21 protein-coding genes and 4 pseudogenes are annotated in these 22,098 nt (G+C 73.4%); 14 read left to right on the top strand and 11 right to left on the bottom strand.

Annotated elements, in window-relative coordinates; translation table 11 throughout:
- The first annotated feature begins 250 nt into the window (after positions 1-250).
- The gene (locus ABD794_RS15815; protein ID WP_344963988.1) at positions 251-1,228 is read left to right on the top strand and encodes a heme o synthase; all 978 of its coding nucleotides are present in this window, start codon (positions 251-253) and stop codon (positions 1,226-1,228) included.
- A 69-nt stretch (positions 1,229-1,297) separates the two neighbouring features.
- On the top strand, positions 1,298-1,807 hold the full coding sequence (locus ABD794_RS15810) for an O-acetyl-ADP-ribose deacetylase (RefSeq protein ID WP_344963986.1): 510 nt from the start codon (positions 1,298-1,300) through the stop codon (positions 1,805-1,807).
- On the opposite strand, the gene ABD794_RS15805 is transcribed toward ABD794_RS15810, so the two are convergent.
- Positions 1,788-2,690, bottom strand: coding sequence for a bifunctional helix-turn-helix transcriptional regulator/GNAT family N-acetyltransferase (locus tag ABD794_RS15805; protein ID WP_344963984.1), 903 nt, complete (start codon positions 2,688-2,690; stop codon positions 1,788-1,790). The two genes, ABD794_RS15810 and ABD794_RS15805, sit on opposite strands and share 20 nt — an antisense overlap.
- 10 nt (positions 2,691-2,700) lie before the next feature.
- On the bottom strand, positions 2,701-3,678 hold the full coding sequence (locus tag ABD794_RS15800) for a helix-turn-helix transcriptional regulator (protein ID WP_344963982.1): 978 nt from the start codon (positions 3,676-3,678) through the stop codon (positions 2,701-2,703).
- Between the two features lie 92 nt (positions 3,679-3,770).
- Between ABD794_RS15800 and ABD794_RS15795 the strand changes: the two genes are divergently transcribed.
- The 3 genes from ABD794_RS15795 to ABD794_RS15785 are packed head-to-tail and all read left to right on the top strand — an operon-like array spanning position 3,771 to position 6,115.
- The gene (locus ABD794_RS15795) at positions 3,771-4,490 is read left to right on the top strand and encodes an NADPH-dependent F420 reductase (protein ID WP_344963979.1); all 720 of its coding nucleotides are present in this window, start codon (positions 3,771-3,773) and stop codon (positions 4,488-4,490) included.
- Positions 4,491-4,547: 57 nt separating this feature from the next.
- Positions 4,548-4,937: a VOC family protein gene (locus ABD794_RS15790; protein WP_344963977.1), complete on the top strand. Its 390-nt coding sequence runs from the start codon at positions 4,548-4,550 to the stop codon at positions 4,935-4,937.
- A gap of 8 nt (positions 4,938-4,945) precedes the next feature.
- Entirely contained in the window at positions 4,946-6,115 is a 1,170-nt protein-coding gene (locus ABD794_RS15785; protein ID WP_344963975.1) for a winged helix DNA-binding domain-containing protein, read from the top strand.
- An 11-nt stretch (positions 6,116-6,126) separates the two neighbouring features.
- On the opposite strand, the gene ABD794_RS15780 is transcribed toward ABD794_RS15785, so the two are convergent.
- Complete coding sequence (locus tag ABD794_RS15780) at positions 6,127-7,041, bottom strand: YVTN family beta-propeller repeat protein (protein ID WP_344963992.1); 915 nt, start codon at positions 7,039-7,041, stop codon at positions 6,127-6,129.
- A gap of 132 nt (positions 7,042-7,173) precedes the next feature.
- Positions 7,174-8,580, bottom strand: a pseudogene (locus ABD794_RS15775) (alkaline phosphatase family protein); the annotation flags it as partial.
- Between the two features lie 234 nt (positions 8,581-8,814).
- Here ABD794_RS15775 and ABD794_RS15770 point away from each other — a divergent pair.
- Complete coding sequence (locus ABD794_RS15770; RefSeq protein ID WP_344963972.1) at positions 8,815-10,104, top strand: transglycosylase domain-containing protein; 1,290 nt, start codon at positions 8,815-8,817, stop codon at positions 10,102-10,104.
- Positions 10,002-11,144 (top strand): DUF6381 family protein, encoded by a 1,143-nt coding sequence (locus ABD794_RS15765; RefSeq protein WP_344963990.1) that lies wholly within the window; start codon positions 10,002-10,004, stop codon positions 11,142-11,144. Before ABD794_RS15770 ends, ABD794_RS15765 begins: the two co-directional genes overlap by 103 nt.
- A gap of 23 nt (positions 11,145-11,167) precedes the next feature.
- Here ABD794_RS15765 and ABD794_RS15760 read toward each other — a convergent pair whose 3' ends face one another.
- Positions 11,168-11,707, bottom strand: a complete 540-nt coding sequence (locus ABD794_RS15760; RefSeq protein ID WP_344963970.1) for a TetR family transcriptional regulator — start codon at positions 11,705-11,707, stop codon at positions 11,168-11,170.
- 82 nt (positions 11,708-11,789) lie between these two features.
- Here ABD794_RS15760 and ABD794_RS19070 point away from each other — a divergent pair.
- From ABD794_RS19070 to ABD794_RS15745, 5 genes and pseudogenes are all read left to right on the top strand, one after another.
- Positions 11,790-12,047 (top strand): annotated as a pseudogene (locus tag ABD794_RS19070) (pyridoxamine 5'-phosphate oxidase family protein); the annotation flags it as partial.
- A gap of 97 nt (positions 12,048-12,144) precedes the next feature.
- Entirely contained in the window at positions 12,145-12,273 is a 129-nt protein-coding gene (locus ABD794_RS19065; RefSeq protein ID WP_425586034.1) for a hypothetical protein, read from the top strand.
- Positions 12,270-12,395 (top strand): annotated as a pseudogene (locus ABD794_RS19060) (SDR family NAD(P)-dependent oxidoreductase); the annotation flags it as partial. The gene ABD794_RS19065 and the pseudogene ABD794_RS19060, both read left to right, overlap by 4 nt.
- A 127-nt stretch (positions 12,396-12,522) precedes the next feature.
- A complete protein-coding gene (locus ABD794_RS15750; protein ID WP_344963969.1) occupies positions 12,523-12,873 on the top strand; it encodes a Rossmann-fold NAD(P)-binding domain-containing protein in 351 nt (116 codons plus the stop codon).
- A gap of 34 nt (positions 12,874-12,907) precedes the next feature.
- Entirely contained in the window at positions 12,908-13,102 is a 195-nt protein-coding gene (locus ABD794_RS15745; RefSeq protein WP_344963967.1) for a hypothetical protein, read from the top strand.
- Here the strand turns inward: ABD794_RS15745 and ABD794_RS15740 are convergent.
- A complete protein-coding gene (locus tag ABD794_RS15740) occupies positions 13,092-14,231 on the bottom strand; it encodes a cytochrome P450 (RefSeq protein ID WP_344963965.1) in 1,140 nt (379 codons plus the stop codon). The genes ABD794_RS15745 and ABD794_RS15740 overlap by 11 nt on opposite strands.
- 446 nt (positions 14,232-14,677) lie before the next feature.
- On the opposite strand from ABD794_RS15740, the gene ABD794_RS15735 reads away from it, so the two are divergent.
- The gene (locus tag ABD794_RS15735; RefSeq protein WP_344963963.1) at positions 14,678-15,241 is read left to right on the top strand and encodes an RICIN domain-containing protein; all 564 of its coding nucleotides are present in this window, start codon (positions 14,678-14,680) and stop codon (positions 15,239-15,241) included.
- Positions 15,242-15,319: 78 nt separating this feature from the next.
- Entirely contained in the window at positions 15,320-16,054 is a 735-nt protein-coding gene (locus ABD794_RS15730) for a 3-keto-5-aminohexanoate cleavage protein (RefSeq protein WP_344963961.1), read from the top strand.
- Between the two features lie 6 nt (positions 16,055-16,060).
- On the opposite strand, the gene ABD794_RS19055 is transcribed toward ABD794_RS15730, so the two are convergent.
- From ABD794_RS19055 to ABD794_RS15705, 5 genes and pseudogenes are all read right to left on the bottom strand, one after another.
- The gene (locus tag ABD794_RS19055) at positions 16,061-16,501 is read right to left on the bottom strand and encodes an FUSC family protein (RefSeq protein WP_425586033.1); all 441 of its coding nucleotides are present in this window, start codon (positions 16,499-16,501) and stop codon (positions 16,061-16,063) included.
- A gap of 588 nt (positions 16,502-17,089) precedes the next feature.
- On the bottom strand, positions 17,090-17,377 hold the full coding sequence (locus tag ABD794_RS19050) for a sensor histidine kinase (RefSeq protein ID WP_425586032.1): 288 nt from the start codon (positions 17,375-17,377) through the stop codon (positions 17,090-17,092).
- 1,431 nt (positions 17,378-18,808) lie between these two features.
- Positions 18,809-19,821 (bottom strand): annotated as a pseudogene (locus tag ABD794_RS15715) (cation diffusion facilitator family transporter); the annotation flags it as partial.
- A gap of 318 nt (positions 19,822-20,139) precedes the next feature.
- The gene (locus ABD794_RS15710; protein ID WP_344963955.1) at positions 20,140-20,517 is read right to left on the bottom strand and encodes a PPOX class F420-dependent oxidoreductase; all 378 of its coding nucleotides are present in this window, start codon (positions 20,515-20,517) and stop codon (positions 20,140-20,142) included.
- A 107-nt stretch (positions 20,518-20,624) separates the two neighbouring features.
- The coding region (locus tag ABD794_RS15705; protein ID WP_344963953.1) for an acyl-CoA dehydrogenase family protein at positions 20,625-22,098 on the bottom strand (1,474 nt) is incomplete at its 5' end.

Raw genomic sequence — 22,098 nt, 5'->3', positions numbered from 1 at the left:
GGCCGCGCCCGGCGGGCCGTTCGCCTCACGTCGTTCCTGCGCCGGCGACCGGACCGCCAGCCATCGTGGTGGCGGAAATCCGGCCCGCGTTTCCGGCAGTGATAGCTTTGGGGCATCCGACCTACTGCGTCACGCAACCCGGGTCGGGGTGGCCGTGCCTCAACTTCCCCGCTGCCCACCGCCCTTCGACGGCTGTGGGGCCCGGCATGACGGTCGGTGCCACCAGGTTCTCCTCGCAAGGTTCCGCATCATGGATCACATCCTCGACAGGACTTCGCACACCTCCCCGTCGGAGCCCGATCCTCCCCCGCACCCCGGCGATCTCCCGGTCCCGGTCCGTCCGACCTCCGCGGCCCGGGTGGCCGCGTTCGTCGCGCTGACCAAGCCGCGGATCATCGAGTTGCTGCTGGTGACCACCGTCCCCGTGATGTTCCTGGCCGCCCGGGGCGTGCCCGACCTGGCGCTGGTGCTGGCCACCTGCACCGGCGGCTACCTGTCCGCGGGCAGCGCCTGTGCGTTCAACATGTACCTCGACCGGGACATCGACGCGCGGATGGACCGCACCGCGGGCCGCCCCCTGGTCACCGGGGTCGTCTCCCCACGCGAGTGCCTGGTCTTCGCCGGTGTGCTCGCGATCGCCTCGGTCGCCTGGCTCTGGGCCCTGGTCAACCCGCTCTCGGCACTGCTCTCGTTCGGCGCGCTGCTCTTCTACACGGTGATCTACACCATGCTGCTCAAGCGGCGTACCTCGCAGAACATCGTGTGGGGCGGCGTCGCGGGTGGCATGCCGGTCCTCATCGGCTGGTCCGCCGTGACGGGGTCGGTGTCCTGGACGGCGGTGGCACTCTGCCTGGTGGTCTTCCTCTGGACCCCGCCGCACTACTGGCCACTGTCCATGAAGACCCGGGCCGACTACGAACGCGTGGGCGTGCCGATGCTGCCGGTGGTGGCCGGCACCACCGCGGTGACCCGGCAGATCGTGGTGTACAGCTGGCTGATGGTCGCCGTGTCGCTCGCGCTGTGGCCGCTCGGCGGGGTGGGCTGGTTCTACACCTGCGCGGCGGCCGGGCTCGGCGGCTGCTGGCTGCGGGAGGCCCACGCGCTCCACGCCCGGGCCCGGGCCGGCCTCCGTGGCGCGAAGCTGAAGGAGATGCGCCTCTTCCACTGGTCGATCAGCTACATCTCCCTGCTGTTCACCGCCCTCGCCGTCGATCCCTTCCTCCGCTGACCGACCGGTGCTCGGCCTCCCCTGTGTTCTGCCGGGCAACATGCCCGGGAAACCCGGAAGATGGTGCGCATGGTCACCATCACCTTCGTCCGGGGCGACATCACGCAACAGCACGTCGACGCCGTCGTCAACGCCGCGAACTCCTCGCTGCTCGGCGGCGGGGGCGTCGACGGGGCGATCCATCGCGCAGGCGGCCCGGAGATCCTCGCCGCCTGCCGTGATCTGCGCGCCTCCCACTACGGCAAGGGCCTGCCGACCGGGCTGGCCGTGGCGACGACCGCGGGCCGGCTGCCGGCCCGCTGGGTGATCCACACGGTCGGTCCCCGCTGGTCACCGAGCGAGGACCGCTCCGCCCTGCTGGCCTCCTGCTACCGCGAATCACTGCGCGTCGCCGACGAGTTGGGCGCCACGACCGTCGCCTTCCCGGCCGTGTCCACCGGTATCTACGGCTGGCCGCTGGACGACGGCGCCCGCATCGCCGTGGCGACGGTGCGGGCGGCGGAGACATCGGTGCGCGAGGTGCGTTTCGTCCTCTTCGACGAGGCGGCCTACGCGGCTTTCACCGCGCAGCAGGACTGACGGCGATCCGTTTTTCGAACCAATGCTGGGCGTACGGTTCGTCGTTGAACGCCGCGACCTCCTGGAAGCCGTGGGCGCGGTACAGGCCGATCGCCGCGGTGAGGGCCTTGTCGGTGTCCAGGCGCAGGACGGTGCTGCCGTGCCGGGCGGCGCGGGCTTCCAGTTCGGACAGGAAGCGGCGGCCGAGTCCGAGACCCCGGGCGCCGGGCGCGACCCACATGCGCTCGACCTCGGCCGGGCCGCCGGGAGGAAGCTTCAGTCCGGCGCAGCCGACGGGGTCGCCGTGCAGCCGGGCGACCAGGAACAGGCCGCGTGGCGGCCGGAGTTCACCCGGGTCGGGCAGCAGGCTGCGGGCCGGGTCGAAGCCGGTGCCGAAGCGCTCCCGCAGTTCGGCGGCGTAGGAGCGCAGGCAGTGCGCGCCGTCGGGGTGGGCGGGGTCGAGGACGTCCAGGGCGACCGTCGCGGCGGTCAGCAGCCGGTCGGCCTCGGTCATGGCGGCGACGAGGCGGGCGCGCTGGGCGGGGTTGAGCGGTTCCAGCAGGGAGCCGGCCAGTTCGTCGCCGCGGGCGTCGAGCGCGGCGCGCTCGGCGCGGCCCGCGTCGGTGAGCCGGACGGTGCGCACCCGCCGGTCCCGGGGCTGCGCCTCGACGGTGACGAGGCCGTCGGCCTCCAGGGCGCGCAGCAGGCGGCTGACGTAGCCGGAGTCGAGGCCGAGGCGCTCGCGCAACCACCGTACGTCCCGGCCCTGTTCGCCGGTCTCCCAGAGCAGCCGGGCCTCCCCGACGGGCCGGTCGCGGCCGAGGTAGCGGTCGTGGAGCACGCCCACGCGTTCGGTGACGGTGCGGTTGAACGCCCGGACCCGGGCGGTCTGTTCGGCATCCATCCCTCTGACCTTAGTCAGACGATCGTGGTCCGGCCAGGGCGCGCAGGGTGCGTTCGGCCGTCTCGCGCAGGTGGTCCAGGACGTCGGGGTCCGCGTCGAGGGTGTAGTCGGTGTCGAGGCCGGCCAGGGTCCGGGCGATGTACGGCAGGGCGTCGTCGGAGGCGTCGACGGTGCAGGTGGTGGCGGTGAGGGGGCGGATGCGGGTGCCCAGGCCCCGGGTGCGGGCGCGGACGTGGTCGGCGGAGGCCCGGACGGTGGCGACGGCGCGGTGGCGGGTGGGGGCGGCCGACAGGCGTCCGGCGACGAAGGCGGCGGGGTCGTCGCCGGGGACGGGGCGCGGCGGGACCCGGCGGCCGGTGGGCACGGGCCGGGTGATGCGGTCGAGGCGGAAGAGGCGCCAGTCGTCCTTGTCGGAGTCGTGGGCGAGGAGGTACCAGAGGTCGCCGGAGGCGACCAGATGGCAGGGCTCGGCCCGGCGCGGGGTGGTCGTGCCCTGGCGCGTCGTGTAGTCGAAGGCGATCACCTCGTGGTCGCGGCAGGCGACGGCGAGGGTGGCCAGGAGGGCCGGGTCGGCGCGCGGGCCACGGCTTTCCCAGGCGATGCCGGCGAGGGACGTCTGGAGGGCGGTGACCTGGCCGCGCAGCCGGCGCGGGAGGACCTGTTCGAGCTTGGCCAGGGCTCGTAGCGCGGTCTCCTCGATGCCGGTCAGGCCGCCGGCGGCGGTGCGCAGGGCGACGGCGATGGCGACGGCCTCGTCGTCGTCGAGGAGGAGCGGCGGCAGGTCGGCCCCGGGGGCCAGGCGGTAGCCGCCGGCGTGCCCGCGGACGCTCTCGACGGGATAGCCCAGCTCGCGCAGCCGGTCCATGTCGCGGCGGACGGTGCGGACGGTCACCTCCAGCCGGCCGGCCAGGTCGGAGCCGGACCATTCCCGCCGGGTCTGCAGCAGGGCCAGCAGCCGCAACATGCGGGCGGTCATGTCGCTCGTCATGGATTCCACTATGCCGCTCTTAAAGGACATGGATTGTCCTGAAAGGGTCCTAGTGTGGATCTGTCCGCACGACCAAACCAGGAGGATTCACCATGAAAATCGCAGTTCTCGGCACCGGCGGCGGTGCCCGCGAGCACGCCGCGAAGCTCGTCGAGCTCGGCCACGAGGTGTTCGTCGGCACCCGCGACCCCCGGGCCACGCTGGCCCGCACCGAGCCCGACATGATGGGCAACGCGCCCTACGGTCAGTGGCTCGCCGACCGCCCCGGCATCACCCTGCTGTCCTTCGGCGAGGCCGCGGCCGCCGCCGACGGGCTCGTGATCAACGGCATCGACGGCCACAACGCCGTCGCCGCCCTGACCGCCGCCGCGGACGCGCTGCGGGGCAAGACGCTCGTCGACTACGCCGTCCCCTTCATCTACCGGCACGACGCCGAGCACCCCTGGCCGACCCCGTGGGGCATCATGCCGAAGCTCGACCCGTGCGACACCGACAGCCTCGCCGAACAGATCCAGCGGGCCCTGCCCGGGACCAAGGTGGTCAAGAGCTTCGTCACCCAGGAGCAGTCCACCGTCGTCAACCCGGGGGCCATCGGCGGCGGCGACCACACCATGTTCGTCGCGGGCGACCACGCCGACGCCAAGCAGCAGGTCACCGAGCTGCTGAAGGCCTACGGCTGGACCGATGTCCTCGACCTCGGCCCGCTCGTCTGCGCCCGCGGCATGGAGATGTACGCCCACATGCACAGCGCCATCGGCTTCGGCCTCGGCCAGCAGTTCGGCGGCCACTTCGGCATCAAGGTCGTGCGCTGAGCCGGCCCTGCCGCCGTCCCCCTCCCCCACCCCGGCCCACCGTAAGGAAGCACCACCATGACCAGCCAGAACCCCCTCTCCGGAAGCATCATGTGCCACGCCCTGTGGGCCCGTGACGGCCGGAAGCTCGCCGACTTCTACGCCGAGGCCCTCGGCACCGAGGTCGAGCAGACGTACCCCGACGCCGAGGGCAACGAGGCCGCCTGCGCCTTCCACGTCGGCCGGTCCATGTACCTCTTCTACACATCCCCATCCTGCACGGCCCCCAACTGGCCCGAGGAAGAGCTGCCGTTCCACATGGACTTCGTGTTCCCGGATGTCGAGGCGGCGGAGCGGCGGCTGCTGGAGATGGGCGCGACGAAGCCCGCGCACCAGCCCGGCGGGAAGCACTGGACCGTGCTGCTCGACCCGTCCGGCCAGCCTTTCTGTATCCACGGCGCCCGCTGAGAGAGACGATGACCGCCCTGCCCCGCATCACCGCCGCCGAGCGCCGCGCCCGGCTCGCCCGGCGGCACCTCCTGACTCCTTCCGCCCGCGTCACCACGCCCCACGAGGTGGCCGACGCGCTGGTCGCCCTGCACGCCACCGACCCGGCCACCGTCTTCCTGGCCGCGGCCGCGCGCATGCGCACGCCCACCGTCGCCGCCGTCGACGAGGCCCTCTACGACTCGGGCCGCCTGGAGCGGATCCGCTGCATGCGCCGCACCATGTTCGTCGTCCCCTCCCGCACCGCCCCCGCGCTGCAGGCCGCGACGGTCAAGGGCACCGACGCGCACCGCACGCAGTCCCTGCGGCACCTGCGCGAGACCCTCGGCTGGGACGGGCGCCGTCACACGGCCGTCGAGCAGGCCGTGCTCGCCGCGCTCACCCGGCGGGGCGGGGCCACGGCGGCCGAACTCGCCGCCGAGATAGCCGACTTGCGCGAGCAGATCGTCCTCTCCCCCGGCAAGCCGTACGAATCCCGGCAGCGTGCCAGTGCTCCCGTCCTCGGGCTGCTGGCCGCCGAGGGCCGCATCCGGCGTCACCGGCCGGCCGGTTCCTGGACGTCGGCGCAGTTCCGGTGGGCCCCTGCCCGGCCGCTGCCCGTCCTCCCCGCGGCCGAGGCGAAGACACTGCTCGCCCGGCACTACCTCGCGGCGTTCGGGCCCGTCACCCCGGACGACCTCAAGTGGTGGGCGGGCTGGACGCTGACCGACACCCGCAAGGCCCTCGCGGCCGTCGGGGCCCGGGCCGTCGAACTGGACGAGGGCACCGGCTACGTCCTGCCCGACGACCTCGGCCCGGTCCCCGCCGCCGAGCCCGGCGCGGTCCTGCTGCCCGGTCTCGACCCCACCGCGATGGGCTGGCGCCACCGCGACTGGTATCTGGACCCCGAGCACACCGGACAACTCTTCGACCGCAACGGCAACATCGGCCCCACGATCTGGTGGAACGGCCGCATCGTCGGCGCATGGGCCCAGCACCCCGACGGGCACATCAACCACCACTTCCTCACCGACCCCGGGCGCGCGGCGAGGGCGGCCGTGGAGGAGGAGACCGCCCGCCTCACCGCCTTCCTCGGCGGGACGGGCGTCACCCCCTGCTACCGCACCCCGCTCGAGCGCCGGCTCGCCGCCGGGAGCTGAGCCCCCGGCCGTCAGGCGACGACCACGCCGCTGGGCGACGTCGCCAGCCCGAGCGGCGTACTGGCCACCACCTTCAAGGACTTGGCGTCGATCGCGTCGACCGTGCTGGAGGCGTTCGTGGCCACCCAGACGGTGTCCCCGGCCACGGTGATGCCCGTCGGCACATGGCCGACCCGTACGGTGCCCAGGACCCGGCGACCGGCGGCGTCCACGGCGGTCACGGTGTCGTCGTTCGCTCCGGTGACGTAGACCCGGCTGCCGTCCGGGCTCGGCACGACCTGCCAGGGGTTCCGGCCGACGCGGAGGCCCGCCACGGCCCGGCGGCCGCGGGTGTCGATCACCGACACGGTGCCGGCCCAGGTGTTGGCCACATAGACGCGGCTGCCGTCGGGGTGCACCGCGATGCCTCCCGCACGCGCCTGCTCGGGCAGCCGGGCCCGCGTGGCACCCTGCCCGGTGTCGACGGCGAACAGGCCCTCGGCGCACGCCACATAGAGCGTCCGGCCGTCGGGGGCGACGGCCACGGAGCGGGGACCGAGGCCGATGCGCCAGGTCGCGGAGACCTTGTCCGTCCGCGTGTCGATCACCGAGACGGAGTACGAACCCCCGGCGCCGTCGGGGCCGGTGTCGGCGACGTAGGCGTACGCGCCGTCCGGCGAGACGGCGATGCCGTGCGGGTAGAGGCCGACCGTGACGGCGGAGACGATGCGGCCCTGCGCGGTGTCCAGCACGGACACGTTGCTCGCCCCCGAGTTGGTGATGTAGAGCTTGCGCCCGTCGGGGGTCCGGGCGATGCCGTACGGGTTGATCCCGGCGTCGACGGCGGCGACCAGCTTGTGGGTCGCCGCGTCGACGACGGAGACGGTGTTGCTGACGATCCCGGCCGCGTAGACGTGAACGCCCTTGACGGGAGCCCGCTTCGGCACGGATTTCTGGATTCCGGGGAAGACGCCCCCCGCGGTACCGCTGGTGCCGTCGACGAGCCGACTCCTGGCGTACGGGCGGGAGCCCCGCAGCTTCCCCCGCTCGCCCGCGGATGCCGGCGGGCGGGTCGTGACGCCCTCCTCCTGGTGCGGCGGTTCCTGGTCCTCGCCGGGGAACGTCGCCGGGGGCAGTGTGGCCACGTCGTGTTCCGCGCGCCACAGCGGGCCGCGGGTCTCCGGGAGCCGGGGGAAGGGCTTGCCCGCCGGGAGGCCGAGTGCCGAGGTGAGGTCGCCGAAGGTCCGCCGGCGCCAGTCGCTGATGTTGGGCTCGCGCACTCCGGTGACGCGCTCCAGGAACCGCAGGACCGAGGTGTGGTCGAAGGGTTCACCTGCCACGTACCCGCCCTGGCTCCAGGGCGAGACGACGAAGCACGGCACCCGTATCCCGGCGCCGATCGGCGCCCCGCGGGCGAACTCGTCCGGGGTGCCCGCGGGCGGCATCGGCGGGACGACGTGGTCGAACAGACCGTCGTTCTCGTCGTAGTTGACGATGAAGACGGTCTTGTTCCAGACGTCCGGGTTGGCGGCGACCGCGTCGAGCTGCCGGGCGAGGAAGTCCGCGCCGGCCGCGGGGAGATAGTCCGGGTGCTCGCACTGGGGTGACGCCGGGATGATCCACGAGACGGTCGGCAGCCGGCCCGCGCGCGCGTCGTCGGCGAACCCGTCCCCTGACGTGATGGTCAGCCCGTGCTCGTAGAGGGGGTCCCCCGGCCTGGCGTCCTGGAACGCCTGGAAGAACTCCAGCGGGTTGCAGCCGTAGTCGTCCTCCTCCTGGTAGACGTGCCAGGAGACGCCGGCCGCGGTGAGCCGCTCCGCGTAGGTCGTCCAACGGAACGGCTTGGGGATGTCGTTGCTGGTCACCGGCCCGCCGTCGCGGCCGCCCGGGTCGATCGTGCCGGTCCAGAGGTAGAGCCGGTTGGGCCAGGTCGGGCCGAGGACGGAGCAGTGGTAGGCGTCGCACAGGGTGAAGGACTCGGCGAGCGCGAAGTGGAACGGGATGTCGTCCCGCTCGTAGTAGCCCATCGTGTAGGGCCCGTACTTCTCGCCGTCGGCCTTGCGGTGCGCGGGAACCCAGTTGTCCATCCTGCCGCCGTTGACGGCCGCGTGCTGCACGGTCCAGGCGTGGCTGGTGGACGGGATGGCCTGCGAGCTGGTGGTCCGGGTGTCGAGGTGGAAGGGCAGCAGATAGCCCTCGGGGTTGACGGGGTCGGGCTGGTAGAGGACGGACCGGCCGCCGGGCAGGGTCACGGCGTCCGGGTCGTCGAAGCCGCGGACCCCGCGCAGCGTGCCGAAGTAGTGGTCGAACGAGCGGTTCTCCTGCATCAGGACCACGACGTGCTCGATCTCGTCCAGGCTTCTCAGACGTCTCGGCGGCCGGGCCGCCGCGCTTCTGAGATGGGGCGGGAAGAAGGAGGACGCCGCGGCCAGACCGCCCGCGCCCAGCGCCGATCCCAGCAGCCTTCTTCGGGAGAGCTCGGCCATGTTGTCACCTCGTCGCAGAGGGTCGGGAGTGCGCCGACGCACACCGAGTGGCTCCGTCGTACAAGACGGAAGGCGCTTCCGTCAGCCATCGGGAGGCTGCCGGAGGGCCGTGAGGGGCAGAACGTCCGGAAGCGATGCCCCCGCGGGCGCGGCCAGCCGTCCCGGATGACCGTAATTGCCGTATATAGAGGGGCACTTGAGGGAATTCTCAGACTTTCCGTGTACGGTCCTCTCATGTCGCCCGTCCCGCGCCCGCTCCGCGTCTGCCAGTTCGTGGCGACCGCCCTCCTCGCAGGGCTCCTCGCCGCCGGCGCCGCCCTGCCCGTCGTGGGCACGCTGGGGGCGTACGCCAGGACCGCGGCGGCGGACTTCGACGCCCTGCCCGCCGGACTGAGGACCTCCGGCCTCGCCCAGTCCTCCCGGATCTACGACGCCGACGGCGGCCTGGTGGCCACCGTCTCCGCCCGCGACCGCACCGTCGTACCCGGCGACCGGATCGCCCCCGTCATGCGCCGGGCGATCGTCGACATCGAGGACCACCGCTTCTACCGGCACGGCGCCCTCGACTCCCGGGCCGTCCTGCGCGCCCTCGGCGCGAACGCGGGCAGCGGCCGCGTCGCCCAGGGTGCCTCCACCCTGACCCAGCAGTACGTGAAGAACGTCTTCGTCGAGGCGGCGGGGAACGACGCCGGGGCCGTGCGGCAGGCCCGCCGCCAGACCCTCGACCGTAAGGTCCGCGAACTGCGGTACGCGATCGGTCTGGAGAGGACCCGCTCCAAGGACCGCATCCTCACCGACTACCTGAACATCGCCTTCTTCGGCGAGCAGGCGTACGGCGTGGAGGCCGCGGCGGAACGGTACTTCGGCGTGCACGCCGCCGACCTCACCCTGCCGCAGGCCGCGCTGCTGGCCGGACTGGTCCAGTCCCCGACCGCGTACGACCCGGTCGCCCGTCCCCGGGCGGCCAAGGAGCGCCGTGACACGGTGCTGCGGACGATGGCCCGTTACGGCACCATCACCGAGGCGCAGGCCGGGCAGGCGATGGGCACACCCCTCGGGCTGCGCGTCAGTGCGCCGCGCCGGGGCTGTGCCGCGGCCGCCGACGGCGCGGCGTTCTTCTGCGACTACGTGCGCCGGGTGGTCCTGGGCGATCCGGCGTTCGGCCGGACGGCCGCCCAACGGCAGGCCCTGTGGCGGCGGGGCGGCCTGCGGATCCGCACCACGCTGGTGCCCAAGGCCCAGGAGGCACTCCACCGGTCCGTCACCTCGCACGTCCGCCCCGCCGACGAGGCCGCGGCAGCGATGGTCATGGTCCGGCCCGGCACCGGACGGATCGTGGCGATGGGCCAGAGCCGGGACTACGGCGTGGGGGCCCACCGGACACAGATCAACCTCGGCGTCGGCACGCGCATGGGGGCGGCCTGGGCTTCCCGACCGGCTCGGTCTTCAAGCCGGTCGTCGCGGCCGCGGCCCTGGAGAACGGCATCCGGCCGTCGCGGACGTACCCCTCGCCGTACGCCATGACCTGGCCGGCCATGACCGACTGCGGGGGCAGGCGCTTCCCCGAGGCCGGCGAGGTCCACAACGACAGTCCGTCCCTGGTCGGCCCGTTCACCATGCCGGAGGCCATGGCCCAGTCCGTCAACACCTACTTCGCCCGGCTGGAGGCCGACACCGGTCTGTGCGACGTGGCCGCCGTGGCCGGCAGGCTGGGCATCACCTCCCGGGCCGACGGCAGCCCCCTGCAGGTGGTCCCCTCGCTGACGCTGGGGAGCAACGACCTCACGCCGCTGGATGTGGCCGACGCCTACGCGGCGTTCGCCGCCCACGGCACGTACTGCTCGCCCGTCGCCATCACCTCGGTGACGACGTCCGACGGCCGCGACCTCGCCGTGCCGCGGACCCGTTGCCGGCGGGCGATGTCGGCCGGGACCGCCGACGCGGTGACCGGCATGCTGCGCGACGTCGTCGAGGACGGCACCGGCCGGCCCGCCGCGCTCACCCACCGCGACAGCGCGGGCAAGACGGGCACCACCGAGTCGAGCAAGCAGGTCTGGTTCGCCGCGTACACACCCGAGCTGTCCGGCGCGGTGGTCGTCGGCGACCCCCGACCGCCCCCGCGACCTCGACGGCCGGAGCGTGGGCGGCACGGTCGTGGCGCGCGCGTTCGGCGGATCCCTGGCCGGGCCCGTCTGGCGCGACGCCGTCGAGGGCGCACTCGACGGGGAGCCGGCGGGCAGGCTGGCGTCCGCCCTCAGGCCTCGCTCGCGGTGACCGCCGCCGCGATCGTGGGCGTGCGGGCGGCCCGGGTTCGTGTTTGGCTTGCGGAAGGTCCTCACCCTTACCGTTCCGCATCACCAGGAGTGACCATGGGCGACGCCGACGAACGCGCCGAGAAGGCCCGGCAGATCCGCGACAAGGCCGAGCAATTGAACGAGCGGGCGCAGCACACCGATGATCCGCGGGAACGCGAACGCCTCCAGGAGCGGGCGCGGCGGCTGCGCGAACGCGGTGACCGCAAGAGCGAGGCCGAGGGCACCAGGGGGCAACCCCGGCCGATGTGACGCCTGTTGGGCCTATGACGTCGTCAGGCCGGCCCGAGTCCGGAGAGCAGTGACCGGACGACCAGGTCGGCTCCCTGGGCGGGCGAGAGCTCGGGCATCTCGTGGGAGGCGACGTTGATGAGGTGGGTCAGCATGGAGCGGGCCCAGCCGTCGGGGAGGCCGGGGCGGAGGATCTTCTCGCGCACCGCACGGGCGACGAAGGCGTCCAGCCGCTCGATCAGCCGCTCCAGCCGGGCGATGCCCTCCTCGTCCCGTACCTGCCGTATGTCCACCGGCCAGCGCCTGCTGACGGCGATGATGCCCTCCGCGTACCGGTGGAGCGCCGCCGGCACGGGCGCCTCGTCCAGTCGCGCCCGGTCGAGGACGTCCTCGCAGGCGTCGAGCTTGGCGGTGTGGACGGCGGCCATCAGGGTCTCGCGGGTGCTGAAGCGCCGGTAGACGGTGCGCCGGTCGACGCCCGCGGCGGCGGCGATGGCCGCGATGCTCGCGCCGGGGTCGGTCGCGAGCAGGCGCGCCCCGGTCTGGAGGACCGCGTCGAGGTTGCGTGCTGCGTCGGCTCTCATCGTGTCCGGAGCATAAGGGGAGAGTCGATCGAGGAGCCAACAGCCGCCACATGGGTATTGCGGATTCACCATCAACTGCCACATGATTGTGGCAGTTGATCCAGCGGTTCGGCCGTCGCCGTACCGCTCCTCCCCTTGTCTGGAGCCGCATATGAGCCCGGTTCATCTGTCCGAGACGTTGCGCGAGGTCCTCGATTCCCGGGTCTTCGTCACCGTGGCGACCCTCCGCCCGGACGGCAGCCCGCACCAGTCGGTGGTGTGGGTCGGCCGGAACGGCGACGACCTGTTCTTCGTGACCGGGGTCGACAAGGTCAAGATGCGCAACCTGCGGCACGATCCACGGCTGAGCGTGACGGTCAAACCCGCCCGACGAGCCCTACGGGTACGCGGTCATCGGCGGCACCGCGCGGTTCCAGAGCGAGGGAAGCGCCGAGCGGATGGACGAACTGGCCGTCAAATACACGGGGAAGGTGTACGCCGAGCACCATCCGGAGTCGTACGCCGTCCTCCCGGAGCTCGTCACCGTCCATGTCACCCCCGAGCGGATCGCGTCGAGGTTCCTGTGAAGACCCTGGTCATCACCGGCGGCACGGACGGCATCGGCCGGGGGCTGGCCCTCGCGCACCTGGAGCGGGGGGACGAGGTCGTGGTCGTCGGACGCGACGCGGTCAAGGGCGAGGCGTGGCTCGACACGGCACGGCGCCGCGGCGCGGCCGGGCGCGCCCGCTTCGTCCGGGCCGATCTGAGCCTGATCGCCGAGAAACCGGTCACTGATCGACCTCCTCCGGTCGTCCTGTGCGGGACTCGACGCACTGGTGCTGTGCGCCCGGCACTTCCGCTCCACCCGCCTGGTCACGGCCGACGGGTTCGAGAGCACCTTCGCCCACTTCTACCTGAGCCGCTATCTGCTGAGTCACGGACTGGCCGACCTGCTCGACCGTGCCGACGCCCCCGTCGTCCTCAACGTCGCGGGCCCCGGCAGCAGCACAGAAATCGACTGGGACGACCTGCAGTGCGCCGAGGCATACGACGGCCGGCGCGCCCTCGCGCAGAGCGGCCGGCTCAACGACCTGCTGGGGCGTCGGTTTTGCGGCCCGGCGGCCGGCGGCGAGGGCACGGTACGTCCTCTACAACCCCGGGACCGTCAGCACCGGTTTCTCCGGTGAGTACGACGCCGGGACCCTGGCCCAGGTCGAGGCCATGCGCCGCTCCGCCCCGTCGGTCGAGGCCGTGCTGGCCCCGATCCTCCGTGTCCTGGACGATCCGCCCGGCGCCGCGCTCAGCGCCTTCGTCCGCGGTGCTCCGCTCGACGTGGACGGCTCCGCGTTCGCCGTGGAGGACGCGCGGCGGCTGGAGCGGCGCACGGCCGGGCTCCTCCGGGGCCTCACGCCTTGACGGGCACCTCGCGCGGACCCCTCACCAACAACCCCGGACGGTAGGGGAGTTCGGCGGGGTCCGCCGCGAGCGACAGGCCCGGGAACGTATCGAAGAGGAGGGGCAGGGCGATCGTCGCCTCCAGCCGGGCCAGGCGCGCTCCGGGGCAGAAGTGCGGGCCGTGGCCGAACGCGGCGTGCGGCGCCGGGCGTTCGCCCCCGGGGAGATGACGGTCCGGACGGAAGGCATCGGGCTCGGGGAAGTGCTCGGGGTCGCGGTTGGCGGCCGCAAGGGCGACGAGGACGGAGGCACCGGCCGGCAGGGCCGCTCCCCCGCCGAGGTCCACGGGCTCGGTCGTGCGCCGCCATGTGGTGCCCTCCAGCGGGCTGGCGTGCCGGAGGGTCTCCTCGACGACGGCGGCCCAGCGCCCGGGGCCGCCGTGCAGGGCCGCGGCGCGTTCGCCGGGGTGGGTGAGCAGCAGGAGCGAGGCGGAGGCCAGGAGGTTCATGGTGGTCTCGTAGCCGGCGAAGAGCAACAGGAAGGCCATCGCGAGCAGTTCGGCGTCGTCGAGGCCTCCCTCATCCGTGTCGTGCACCAGGGCACTGAAGAGGTCGTCGCCGGGGGCTCTTCGCTTCTCGGCGATGAGGGCGGTGAAGTAGGAGTGGAGGGCGGACCACGCCTCGTCCACGGCGCCGGGCGCGAGCGCGTCGGCGGGCGAGCCGACCCGGTAGGTCCACTCCCGCAGGTCGGCCCGGTCCGCCTCCGGCACCCCCAGGACCTCGCCGATGACGAGTACGGGCAGAGGGAAGGCGAAGGCGTCGACGAGGTCGGCGGTGCCCTCGCGTTCCAGCCGGGCGGCCAGGTCGGCCGTCAGCCCCGCCGCCAGCCGCTCGATCCGCGGCCGCAGGGCGTCCACGCGGCGCGGGGCGAACGCGGCCGTGGCCAGGCGGCGCAGCCGGGTGTGGTCGGGGGCGTCGGAGTTGAGCATGTGACGGGCGAGGCAGGCCCGGGCGCGTTCGGCCGGTGAGTCGGGTTTGGGCCGTCCTGCGCGCTGCGGCGGGACGTTGGAGAAGCGCGGGTCGGCGAGGACCTCCCGGGCCTGCCGGTAGCCGGTGACGAGCCAGGCGTACGTGCCGTTGGCGAGCTCCACCCGCGCGGCGGGGCCGCGGGGCGCGCAGCCGCGCGTAGTACGGGTAAGGGTCGCGCGCGAAGGCGGGGTCCGCCGGGTTCAGGAGTTCGGCCACTCGCACATCCTCACCGATCACCGGGGGGCCGCGGTCCTGGGACAACGGTCAGGGCCGAGGGGAGTGTTCTGTGGGGTTTCTACAAGCCGAGCCGACGCACTCCCGGTTCACGGCGAGCGGGCGGCTCTCCCGCCGGCCCGCAAACGGCTGCCGGCCGGGATGCTGCCGGCGCGGCCACGTCATCTCGGGTGACTGAGGCGCCTTCGCGCCAACCTGCCCGGCTGCGCGCCGCGCACCTGCCGCTCGCCGCGCCCTGACAGTAGCCTGCGCTTCGATCGCGCCGGCGCGACTCCCGGCCCACGCGCTTCGGATTCCTGTACGTACGCCCGTCAACCAAGATCGAGGGGGAAACATGAAGTCGTACTTCCGCCTGCCTGCGATGCTGGCGGCCGCCGCGGCACTGCTCCTCACCTCGGGCATGGCCACGGCCTCCGCGACCACGCACCAAGAGGCTACGAAGCAGGAGAGACGCACACAGAAAGGAGCTGACGGCTACGGCTGGATCCGCAACGCCAACAGCGCCCACTGTCTGGCCGTCCCGGGCAGCAGCATGGAGAACGGCAGGGGGCTCATCCAGTGGGGCTGCGACGTCTGGCGTGACCAGCAATGGCAGTTCGAGTACGCCTTCTCCAGCGGCGCGATCAGCTACTACCGCGTGCGCAACGACAACAGCGGCCAGTGCCTGGCGGTCCCCGGCGCCAGTACCACCGCCGGCACGCAGGTCGTCCAATGGCCTTGCGGCACGCAGCCCGACCACTACTGGGGCGTCGAATACACGGCCAACGGCAAACGCCTCGTGAACTGGAACAGCAGGCAGTGCCTGGCCGTCCCCGGTGCGAGCACCGCCCAGGGCGACAAGGTCGTCCAGTGGCCCTGCAACACGTTGCCCGACCACTACTGGAACTTCTCCGTCTGAAGCACCCGCGGGCCGGACAGGCCGTGGGGTGTTCTGCCGACCGTGAGGAGTGTCGTACCCCGATGCCATGATGCGGTCATGATTCTCCAGACGTGTGTGAACGGCCCCAGGAGCAAGCGGGAGTTCCCTTCCCTGCCCGTCTCGCCGGCCGAGATCGCCGAGGCGGCCCGGGGGGCCGTCGCCGCCGGGGCGGTGGATCTCCATGTGCACCCCAAGGACGCCGCGGGTGCGGACACCCTCGCGCCCGCCGTGGTCGCGGAGGTGGTCGAGCGGGTGCGAGCGGCGGTGCCCGGTGTTCCGGTGGGGGTCACCACCGGCGCGTGGGCCGTGCCGGATCCGCGCCGGCGGGCCGAGTTGGTGCGTTCGTGGACGGTGCTGCCGGACCACGCCTCCGTCAACTGGCACGAGGACGGAGCCGATCTGGTCGCCGCCGCCCTGACCGAGCGGGGCGTCGGCATAGAAGCCGGTCTCTTCTCCGGGACGGACGCGGTCGCGCGGTTCGCCGCCTCGCCGTTCCCCGGGAAGGTGCTGCGGATCCTCGCCGAGGTCATGGCCGAAACGGACGCGGCCGCCGCCGAGGATGCGGCCCGGGCGTTGCTGGCCGACATCGGCGCGCTCGGAGGCGGCGGTATACCCGTGTTGCTGCACGGGCAGGACGGCGGGGCGTGGCCGGTGCTGCGGCTGGCGGTACGGGAAGGGTTGTCCGTCCGGGTAGGGCTGGAGGACGTGCTGCGGCTGCCGGACGGTTCATGGGCCGCGGGCAACGCGGATCTGGTGCGGGCCGCACGGGAGTTGGGGGCGGCGGGCCGCTGAAGTCGGCTACGGTCGTGGCACGCCCTCCCCCCTATCCGGGTCCTGTCCCGCACGGGGGTCGGCCCCCGGCCACAGCCATCGGGTGGCCAGGAGTGCCACGCAGCCGCCCAGCGCGTTCAGCCCGGCCCGGACCGCCGCCGCCCACCAGGGCAGGGGCTCGCCGTAGTCGCTGAGCAGCAGGAGCAGCACGGGTGAGGCGAGGGCCCAGTAGGTGTAGTTGGCGGGGCGGAAGGCGTAGGCGAGGGCGCCGGAGACGCCGACGACGGCCGCCACGGCGTACGGGCCGGGGTGGGCGAGCAGCAGCAGGGCGGTCACCACGCCCCCGGCGGTGTTGCCGAGGACCCGCCGGGCGAACTTCTTCCGGGTCTCCTCGGGGGTGGGGCCGCAGGGTGAGGAGGAGTGCGGTGACGAGCCAGTGGCCCTGGCCCCACAGCGTCCCGGACACACCCGTCAGGGCGACGGCGCCCCCGGTGAGGAGGGCCAGGCGGGCGCCGTGCCGCAGGCGGAGGATGCGCGGGGACGGGTGCGGGGGCACCGCGTCGTCCCCTCCGTCGCGGTGGCGGCGCGGGAGGAGCAGCGCCGCCGTCCAGAGGCAGCCGACGAGTTGGAGGAGGCCGGGCACGGTCTGCTCCCGCCCGTCGCCGGTGATGCCCGTGAGCAGGACGGCGAGGGCTCCCGTGGCGCCCACCTCGGGCAGCACCGCCCCCGCGAAGGCGGTGACGGCCACGCCGAGGGCGAGCGCGGGCATGCCGTGGCCGGCCAGGGCGGTGTAGGCGCCCGCGGCGGTCGTCCAGACGGTGCGTACGGCGAGGCAGCGTGCCCTGCCGCGCGGACCGGCCCCCGCGGGCAGGGGCATGGCCATCAGCACTGCGGGCAGGGCGACGGCCGCTCCCGCGCCGGGGCGGCCGGACAGGGTGCCGACGACGAGCGGCACGGCGAGGGCGAGACCGGCGGCGGCCCCGTCCGCGTACCGGGGGCGCCCCTCGGGGCGCAGCAGGTCGCGCAGTGCCTCCGCGGCGTTCCGGGCGGGGGTGGTCACGGGACGACCGGTGCCTGTTCCGGGCTCTCCTCCTCACCGGCCGCCGTCGGCAGCCGGACCTCGACCGTCGTCCCGGCCCCGGGCGAGCTGTCGATGAGGAACCGGCCGCCCGCGCTCTCCACCCGCATGTAGTGGCTGGCCAGACCGATGTGGCCCTCGCGCAGGCGGCGCAGGACGATGCGGGGGTCGAAGCCGGTGCCGTTGTCGCGAACGGTCAGGACGGTCTCGTCCTCCTCGGTCGTCAGGCCCACCCATACCTCGGTGGCCTCCGCGTGCTTGACCACGTTGCGGAGGACTTCGCGGGCGGCCGAGTACAGCAGCGTCTCGCGGCCGGTCCGGCCGGGCAGGCGGATGTCGTAGTGGATCCGGAAGCCTCCCCGGCGGGCGTACCGCTCCCCCCGCCGCCTCCAGCGCGGCGCCGAGCCCGGCGGCGGCGAGGACCTGCGGGTGCAGATTGAAGATGATCTCCCGCATCTCCCGGACGGTGCGGCGCACTTCGTCCTGGCCCGGCCGAGCGCGGCGCGCCCCTCGGCGTCGGGGGCGCTCTCCTCGGCCTCCTCCAGGTCGTGCAGGGCGGCGAGCAGCGTCTGGACGGGCGCCGTCGTGCAGCGCGTCGGCGACCCGGGAGCGTTCGCGCGTCTCGGCGGCGAGTGCGTCGTCGAGCAACAGCTCGCGGTTGTCCATGAGTTCGGACACCCGCCGGGTGCGCTCGGCCAGCAGCGCCGCGACGACGACGGATGCTACGACGGTCCACAGGAGGTACGACTCGTCGACGAGGACGGACCAGGAGTCCCACCCGGGGTGGCTCAGGGCCTGCGGCAGGGACATGGCCGCGTAGCAGAGCATGCAGACGGCCCCGAAGACGGCGGTGACTCCGGGCAGCTGCCAGAGGATGGTGGCCATGGCCCACATGAAGTAGGCGTAGCGGACCGAGGAGTCGGGGCCGCCGGAGACCGCCGCGAGTCCGGTGATCATCACGAGGTCGACGACGAGGGGCGTCGCGGCGCCCGCCACTCCGGTGACCGGACGGTGGTGGACCCACAGGAGCCGGCCGAAGGCCCACAGCAGGTAGGCGGCGAGGAGGCCGTCGAACCAGGCGCCGTAGGTGGCCGCCGCCGGGTGTCCTCCGGCGAGGAAGAGGGGGACGGCCATGCCCATCCGGATCCAGGCCACGCGGCGGGACGCCTGGGCCACCATGGCGCCCGTCTGTTCCTCGCGCCAGCGGGTGGTCATGGCGGGCCGCCGCTGCCGGGCGGCCCGGAGTCACCGTGCGGCTCGTTGTCGTCCGGCGTTCTGCGGCACAGCACGTATTCGACGGTAGTCCGGTGCCGCCGGAGGCGCCCGGCGGGTCCGCCGAGTGGCCGGGTGCCGTCCCCCCGGGCGACCGTCCGGCCGTGGGAGGAGAAGGCGAAAGGGACATGCGTAGCGTGGAAGCGCGTGGTTTCCCTGGCCGAGACGGCCGCGACGCGGTGAATACCGCGCATTCGGAAAGGACGGGTCCATGAAGGCTGCCGGTTGTTTCCTCGGCGGTGCCCGGGGTGCTTTCCCGGCGCTGCCCGCTCAGCGCTCCGTCCCGGCGGACGGACGGCCGGTGGGGTGGGTACGGGTGCGTCCCACCGCCCGCCGCTGCCCGCACCGCCGGGTCGGCAGGTGCCCGGGGTGCCCGGCCGCCCGGTGAGGGCGGTCAGCCCGCGTCGGGGGCGGGCGCTCCCGTGGTGCACGGTGCCGTGCGCGTCCTCGCAGTGCGGGTCCGCGGGCCCGGGCCGCCACCGCTCCGGCGCCGACGAGGGGCGCGGGGGCGTGGTCGACCTGGAGGGTCGCGTGGGTGATCCCGTACTCCTCGCGCAGCGTGGTCTGCAGGGCCCGGCGCACGCTGTGGCAGTCACCGCCGACCTCGACGATCACATGGGCGGAGAGCACGACGTCGCCCGAGGTGATCTCCCAGACGTGCAGGTCGTGCACCTCGACGACGCCCTCGTGGGTGGCCAGCCGGGCACCGATCGCGTCCGGGTCCGCCCCGGCCGGCGCGGCCTCCAGGAAGATCCGCCCGGGCCGCCCGGACGAGGGAGATCCCGGAGCGGAGCATCAGGGCGACGACGACGAGCGTGGCGACGGAGTCGGCGCGGGCGAAGCCGGTGAACATGACGACGGCGCCGGCCGCCGCGGTGGCGATGAAGGCGTACAGGTCGGTGATGATGTGCTGGAAGGCGCCCTCGACGTTGAGCGAGGAGCGGTTGGCCTTCGACATGCACCAGGCCGCGGCGATGTTGACGACCACGCCGGACAGGGCCGTGTAGAACATCAGCGCGCCGTCGACCTCGGGCGGGCTGACGAGCCTGCTGATCGCCTCGTAGGCGAGCCAGACGGACACCAGCAGCAGGGTCAGGCCGTTGGCCAGGGCGGAGAGTATCTCCGCGCGCTTGAGCCCGAAGGTGTAGGTGCCGCGGGCGGGGCGGGCGGCGAGCCGCATCGCCACGAGCGCCAGCACGATGGATGCGGCGTCGGAGAGCATGTGGGCCGCGTCGGACAGCAGCGCGAGCGAGCCCGCGGCCAGGCCGATGACGACCTCCACCGCCATGTAGACGACGATCAGCGCGAGCGCGATGGACAGCCAGCGGCGGTCGGCGTCCGGCGCCACTCCGTGGCTGTGCCCATGGCTGTGGTCGTGGCCGTGACCGTGGTCGTGGTGGGCGTGCTTTTCCCCGGTGTTACCGCGTCCCTTTTTCATGAACACCCCATCGAGTCGCGAACGGACAGAGGGAAGTGAAGCGTATGGGGAGCGCATTATGCAAAGGCTGCAATGGAGACGGTTATCGATAGCATTCCTCGTGAATACGGTTGTCGATTGCGTTGTCGTCTACGGCGGGGAAATGCCGCAACTCGCCGGATTTTCCCGGCGGTCCGGGCCCGGTGGAGGAAGTCCGCGGCGGGCGGCCCCCTTTGGGTCCGCAGGCACACCGGGCGTGCGTCCCGGGCGCGTTGGCGAGCGGGACGGGGGCGGGCCGCCGGAACCGCCCCCACCCCCGCTCTCACCCGGAGAAGCCGGTCACCTTCGCGGCGTGATCCGGACGATCAGCCGGACCACCTCGTCCGGCTCGGCCGGCGGGTCCTCGCCGAGGTACTTGTGCGAGAGCGTGCGGGGCAGCTCTTTCTCCGGGTCCTCGACGAGCTCGGCAGTGCCGCGGATGTCCACGGAGCGGTACGGGTTCGCCACGTCGAACACCGTGACGCTGATCCGCGGATCACGGGCCAGGTTCCGGCCCTTCTGGCGCCCCGCCGTGGTGGAGAAGAGCACCGTGTCGCCGTCCCGCGCGATCCAGACCACCGAGGTCTGCGGGGCGCCGTCCCGGCCGAGCGTCGCGATCGTGGCGAAGTTCTTCCCGTCCAGCAGTCTGCGCGTCTCCTCGTCGAACGTCACTGACACAGCTTCACCTTTCCTTGGGGATCATGAGTTCACCGAGTACGCAGAACGCGGGCGGGGGACGATGCCTTCCCGCTTCCCCGGAAGAGAAGTAGATCATCGGGATCCGGTCACGGCGCGTCGAGCACACCCGCGCCTCCCTCGAAGGCCCGCTGGTAATCGGGGTTGGCGATCGGGCGGGCGGCGTAGAACTCGTCCGGCAGATCGAAGGCGTCGACCAGCGTGCGGCCGTGCCCGGCCAGCCTGCCGAGGCACTGCTCGGCCAACTCCGGCAGAAGACCGGCCTGCTGGGGCGTCAGCACACCCGCGCTCAGCAGTTCCCCGCCGTACGCCTCGATCCGCCGGAGGGTGAAGAGCTGGTGCAGGTCGAGCAGCAGGACGCGGGCGTACGGGTCCTCGGCCCGTCGCGCCAGGGCGAGCAGCGCGGCGGCGGCGGAGCGCTCCGCGCGGGCGGTGACGGCGGCCAGCGCGGCGGGCGCGGCGGCGTTCCAGCGACGCAGGCCGTCCCCGGCCGGTGCCTCGCGCAGCCGGGTCCGGGCCCGGGCCAGGAGCCGGTGCTCGGCCACGTGCAGCAGGGCGCCGCGGACGGCCGGGTCGGCCGGTCCGCCGCCGCCGACGGTGGGCGGCGGCGGGGCGGCCTCGTCGAGCAGGAGCTCGGCGCCGGCCTTGGCCCAGACGGCCAGGTTGTCGCCCTCGGCCGTGATCAGGCCCTCGACGTCCATGGTGGCCGTGACGATGCCGTTCTCCGGGAGCAGCCCCTGGGCGCCGCAGCGCTCGCGGCACTCGGCCAGCAACTCCCGCGTCCGCCAGGTGATCCAGCCCTTGGCGACGGCCACTTGGCGCTCGGCGGCGGCCACGTCCGCCGGGTCGGTGCGGTCGCGCTCGGCCCACCGGGCGACGGTGACGCGGTGCAGCGCGGTCATCGCGTAGTGGGTGGCGAGCCCTTCCAACAGCGGGCCGTGGTGGGTGCGATGGGCCCACACCGGTACCGTGCGGTCCGGACGGGCGCCGGTGATCCGGCGGTGGTGCGCGTACCGGACGGCGATGGCCAGCGCCGCCCGTCCGCCGCCGATCGCGCTGGCCCCCATGCAGAGCTTGCCGACGGTGACCCGGCCGATGCTGGTGAGGAACCGCCGCCGCCTGCTGCCGAGCGCGCTGGTGAAGGTGCCGTCCTCGGCGAAGCGCCCGTGGTCGCCGGAGAGCAACGCCTCCTGGGGCAGCACCACGTGGTCGAAGGAGGTCAGGCAGTGGTCCACCGGGCTGCCGGGACGCAGCGGGAGCGGGCGCACGGTGACCCCGGGCAGTGTGCCGGTCCCGTCGGTGAGCGGGGTGAGGAAGAGGAAGACGCCCTGGTCCCGGCCGTCGGTGAGGAGGCGCGCCGCGACCACGGCCGTTTTCGGTCCGCCCGCCATGCTGGTGTTCGGCATGAACTTCCGGGCGGCGGGGTTCGGCGTGTGCAGGGTGAAGGTACGGTCCGCCCGGTTGTGGACGGCGGTGGTCTCCAGGGCCGCGGCGTCGTTGCCGTGACCGAGCTCGGTGCACAGGAAGGTGCCGATCCGCCGCAGGGAGGCGAACTCCCCGAGG

Source organism: Streptomyces thioluteus, assembly GCF_039535865.1.
The sequence above is the reverse complement of the archived record's forward strand: the minus strand, read 5'-3'. Positions and strand labels throughout refer to the sequence as shown.

What these genes read in the sequence shown, in the direction of transcription:
- ABD794_RS15810 (WP_344963986.1), top strand. Translation starts at nt 1,298, where the DNA reads ATGGTCACCATCACCTTCGTCCGGGGCGACATCACGCAACAGCACGTC.
- ABD794_RS15730 (WP_344963961.1), top strand. Translation starts at nt 15,320, where the DNA reads ATGATTCTCCAGACGTGTGTGAACGGCCCCAGGAGCAAGCGGGAGTTC.
- ABD794_RS15770 (WP_344963972.1), top strand. Translation starts at nt 8,815, where the DNA reads ATGTCGCCCGTCCCGCGCCCGCTCCGCGTCTGCCAGTTCGTGGCGACC.
- ABD794_RS15785 (WP_344963975.1), top strand. Translation starts at nt 4,946, where the DNA reads ATGACCGCCCTGCCCCGCATCACCGCCGCCGAGCGCCGCGCCCGGCTC.
- ABD794_RS15815 (WP_344963988.1), top strand. Translation starts at nt 251, where the DNA reads ATGGATCACATCCTCGACAGGACTTCGCACACCTCCCCGTCGGAGCCC.
- ABD794_RS15745 (WP_344963967.1), top strand. Translation starts at nt 12,908, where the DNA reads ATGCGCCGCTCCGCCCCGTCGGTCGAGGCCGTGCTGGCCCCGATCCTC.
- ABD794_RS15760 (WP_344963970.1), bottom strand. Translation starts at nt 11,707, where the DNA reads ATGAGAGCCGACGCAGCACGCAACCTCGACGCGGTCCTCCAGACCGGG.
- ABD794_RS15735 (WP_344963963.1), top strand. Translation starts at nt 14,678, where the DNA reads ATGAAGTCGTACTTCCGCCTGCCTGCGATGCTGGCGGCCGCCGCGGCA.
- ABD794_RS15790 (WP_344963977.1), top strand. Translation starts at nt 4,548, where the DNA reads ATGACCAGCCAGAACCCCCTCTCCGGAAGCATCATGTGCCACGCCCTG.
- ABD794_RS15795 (WP_344963979.1), top strand. Translation starts at nt 3,771, where the DNA reads ATGAAAATCGCAGTTCTCGGCACCGGCGGCGGTGCCCGCGAGCACGCC.
- ABD794_RS19065 (WP_425586034.1), top strand. Translation starts at nt 12,145, where the DNA reads ATGGACGAACTGGCCGTCAAATACACGGGGAAGGTGTACGCCGAGCAC.
- ABD794_RS15805 (WP_344963984.1), bottom strand. Translation starts at nt 2,690, where the DNA reads ATGGATGCCGAACAGACCGCCCGGGTCCGGGCGTTCAACCGCACCGTC.
- ABD794_RS15800 (WP_344963982.1), bottom strand. Translation starts at nt 3,678, where the DNA reads ATGACGAGCGACATGACCGCCCGCATGTTGCGGCTGCTGGCCCTGCTG.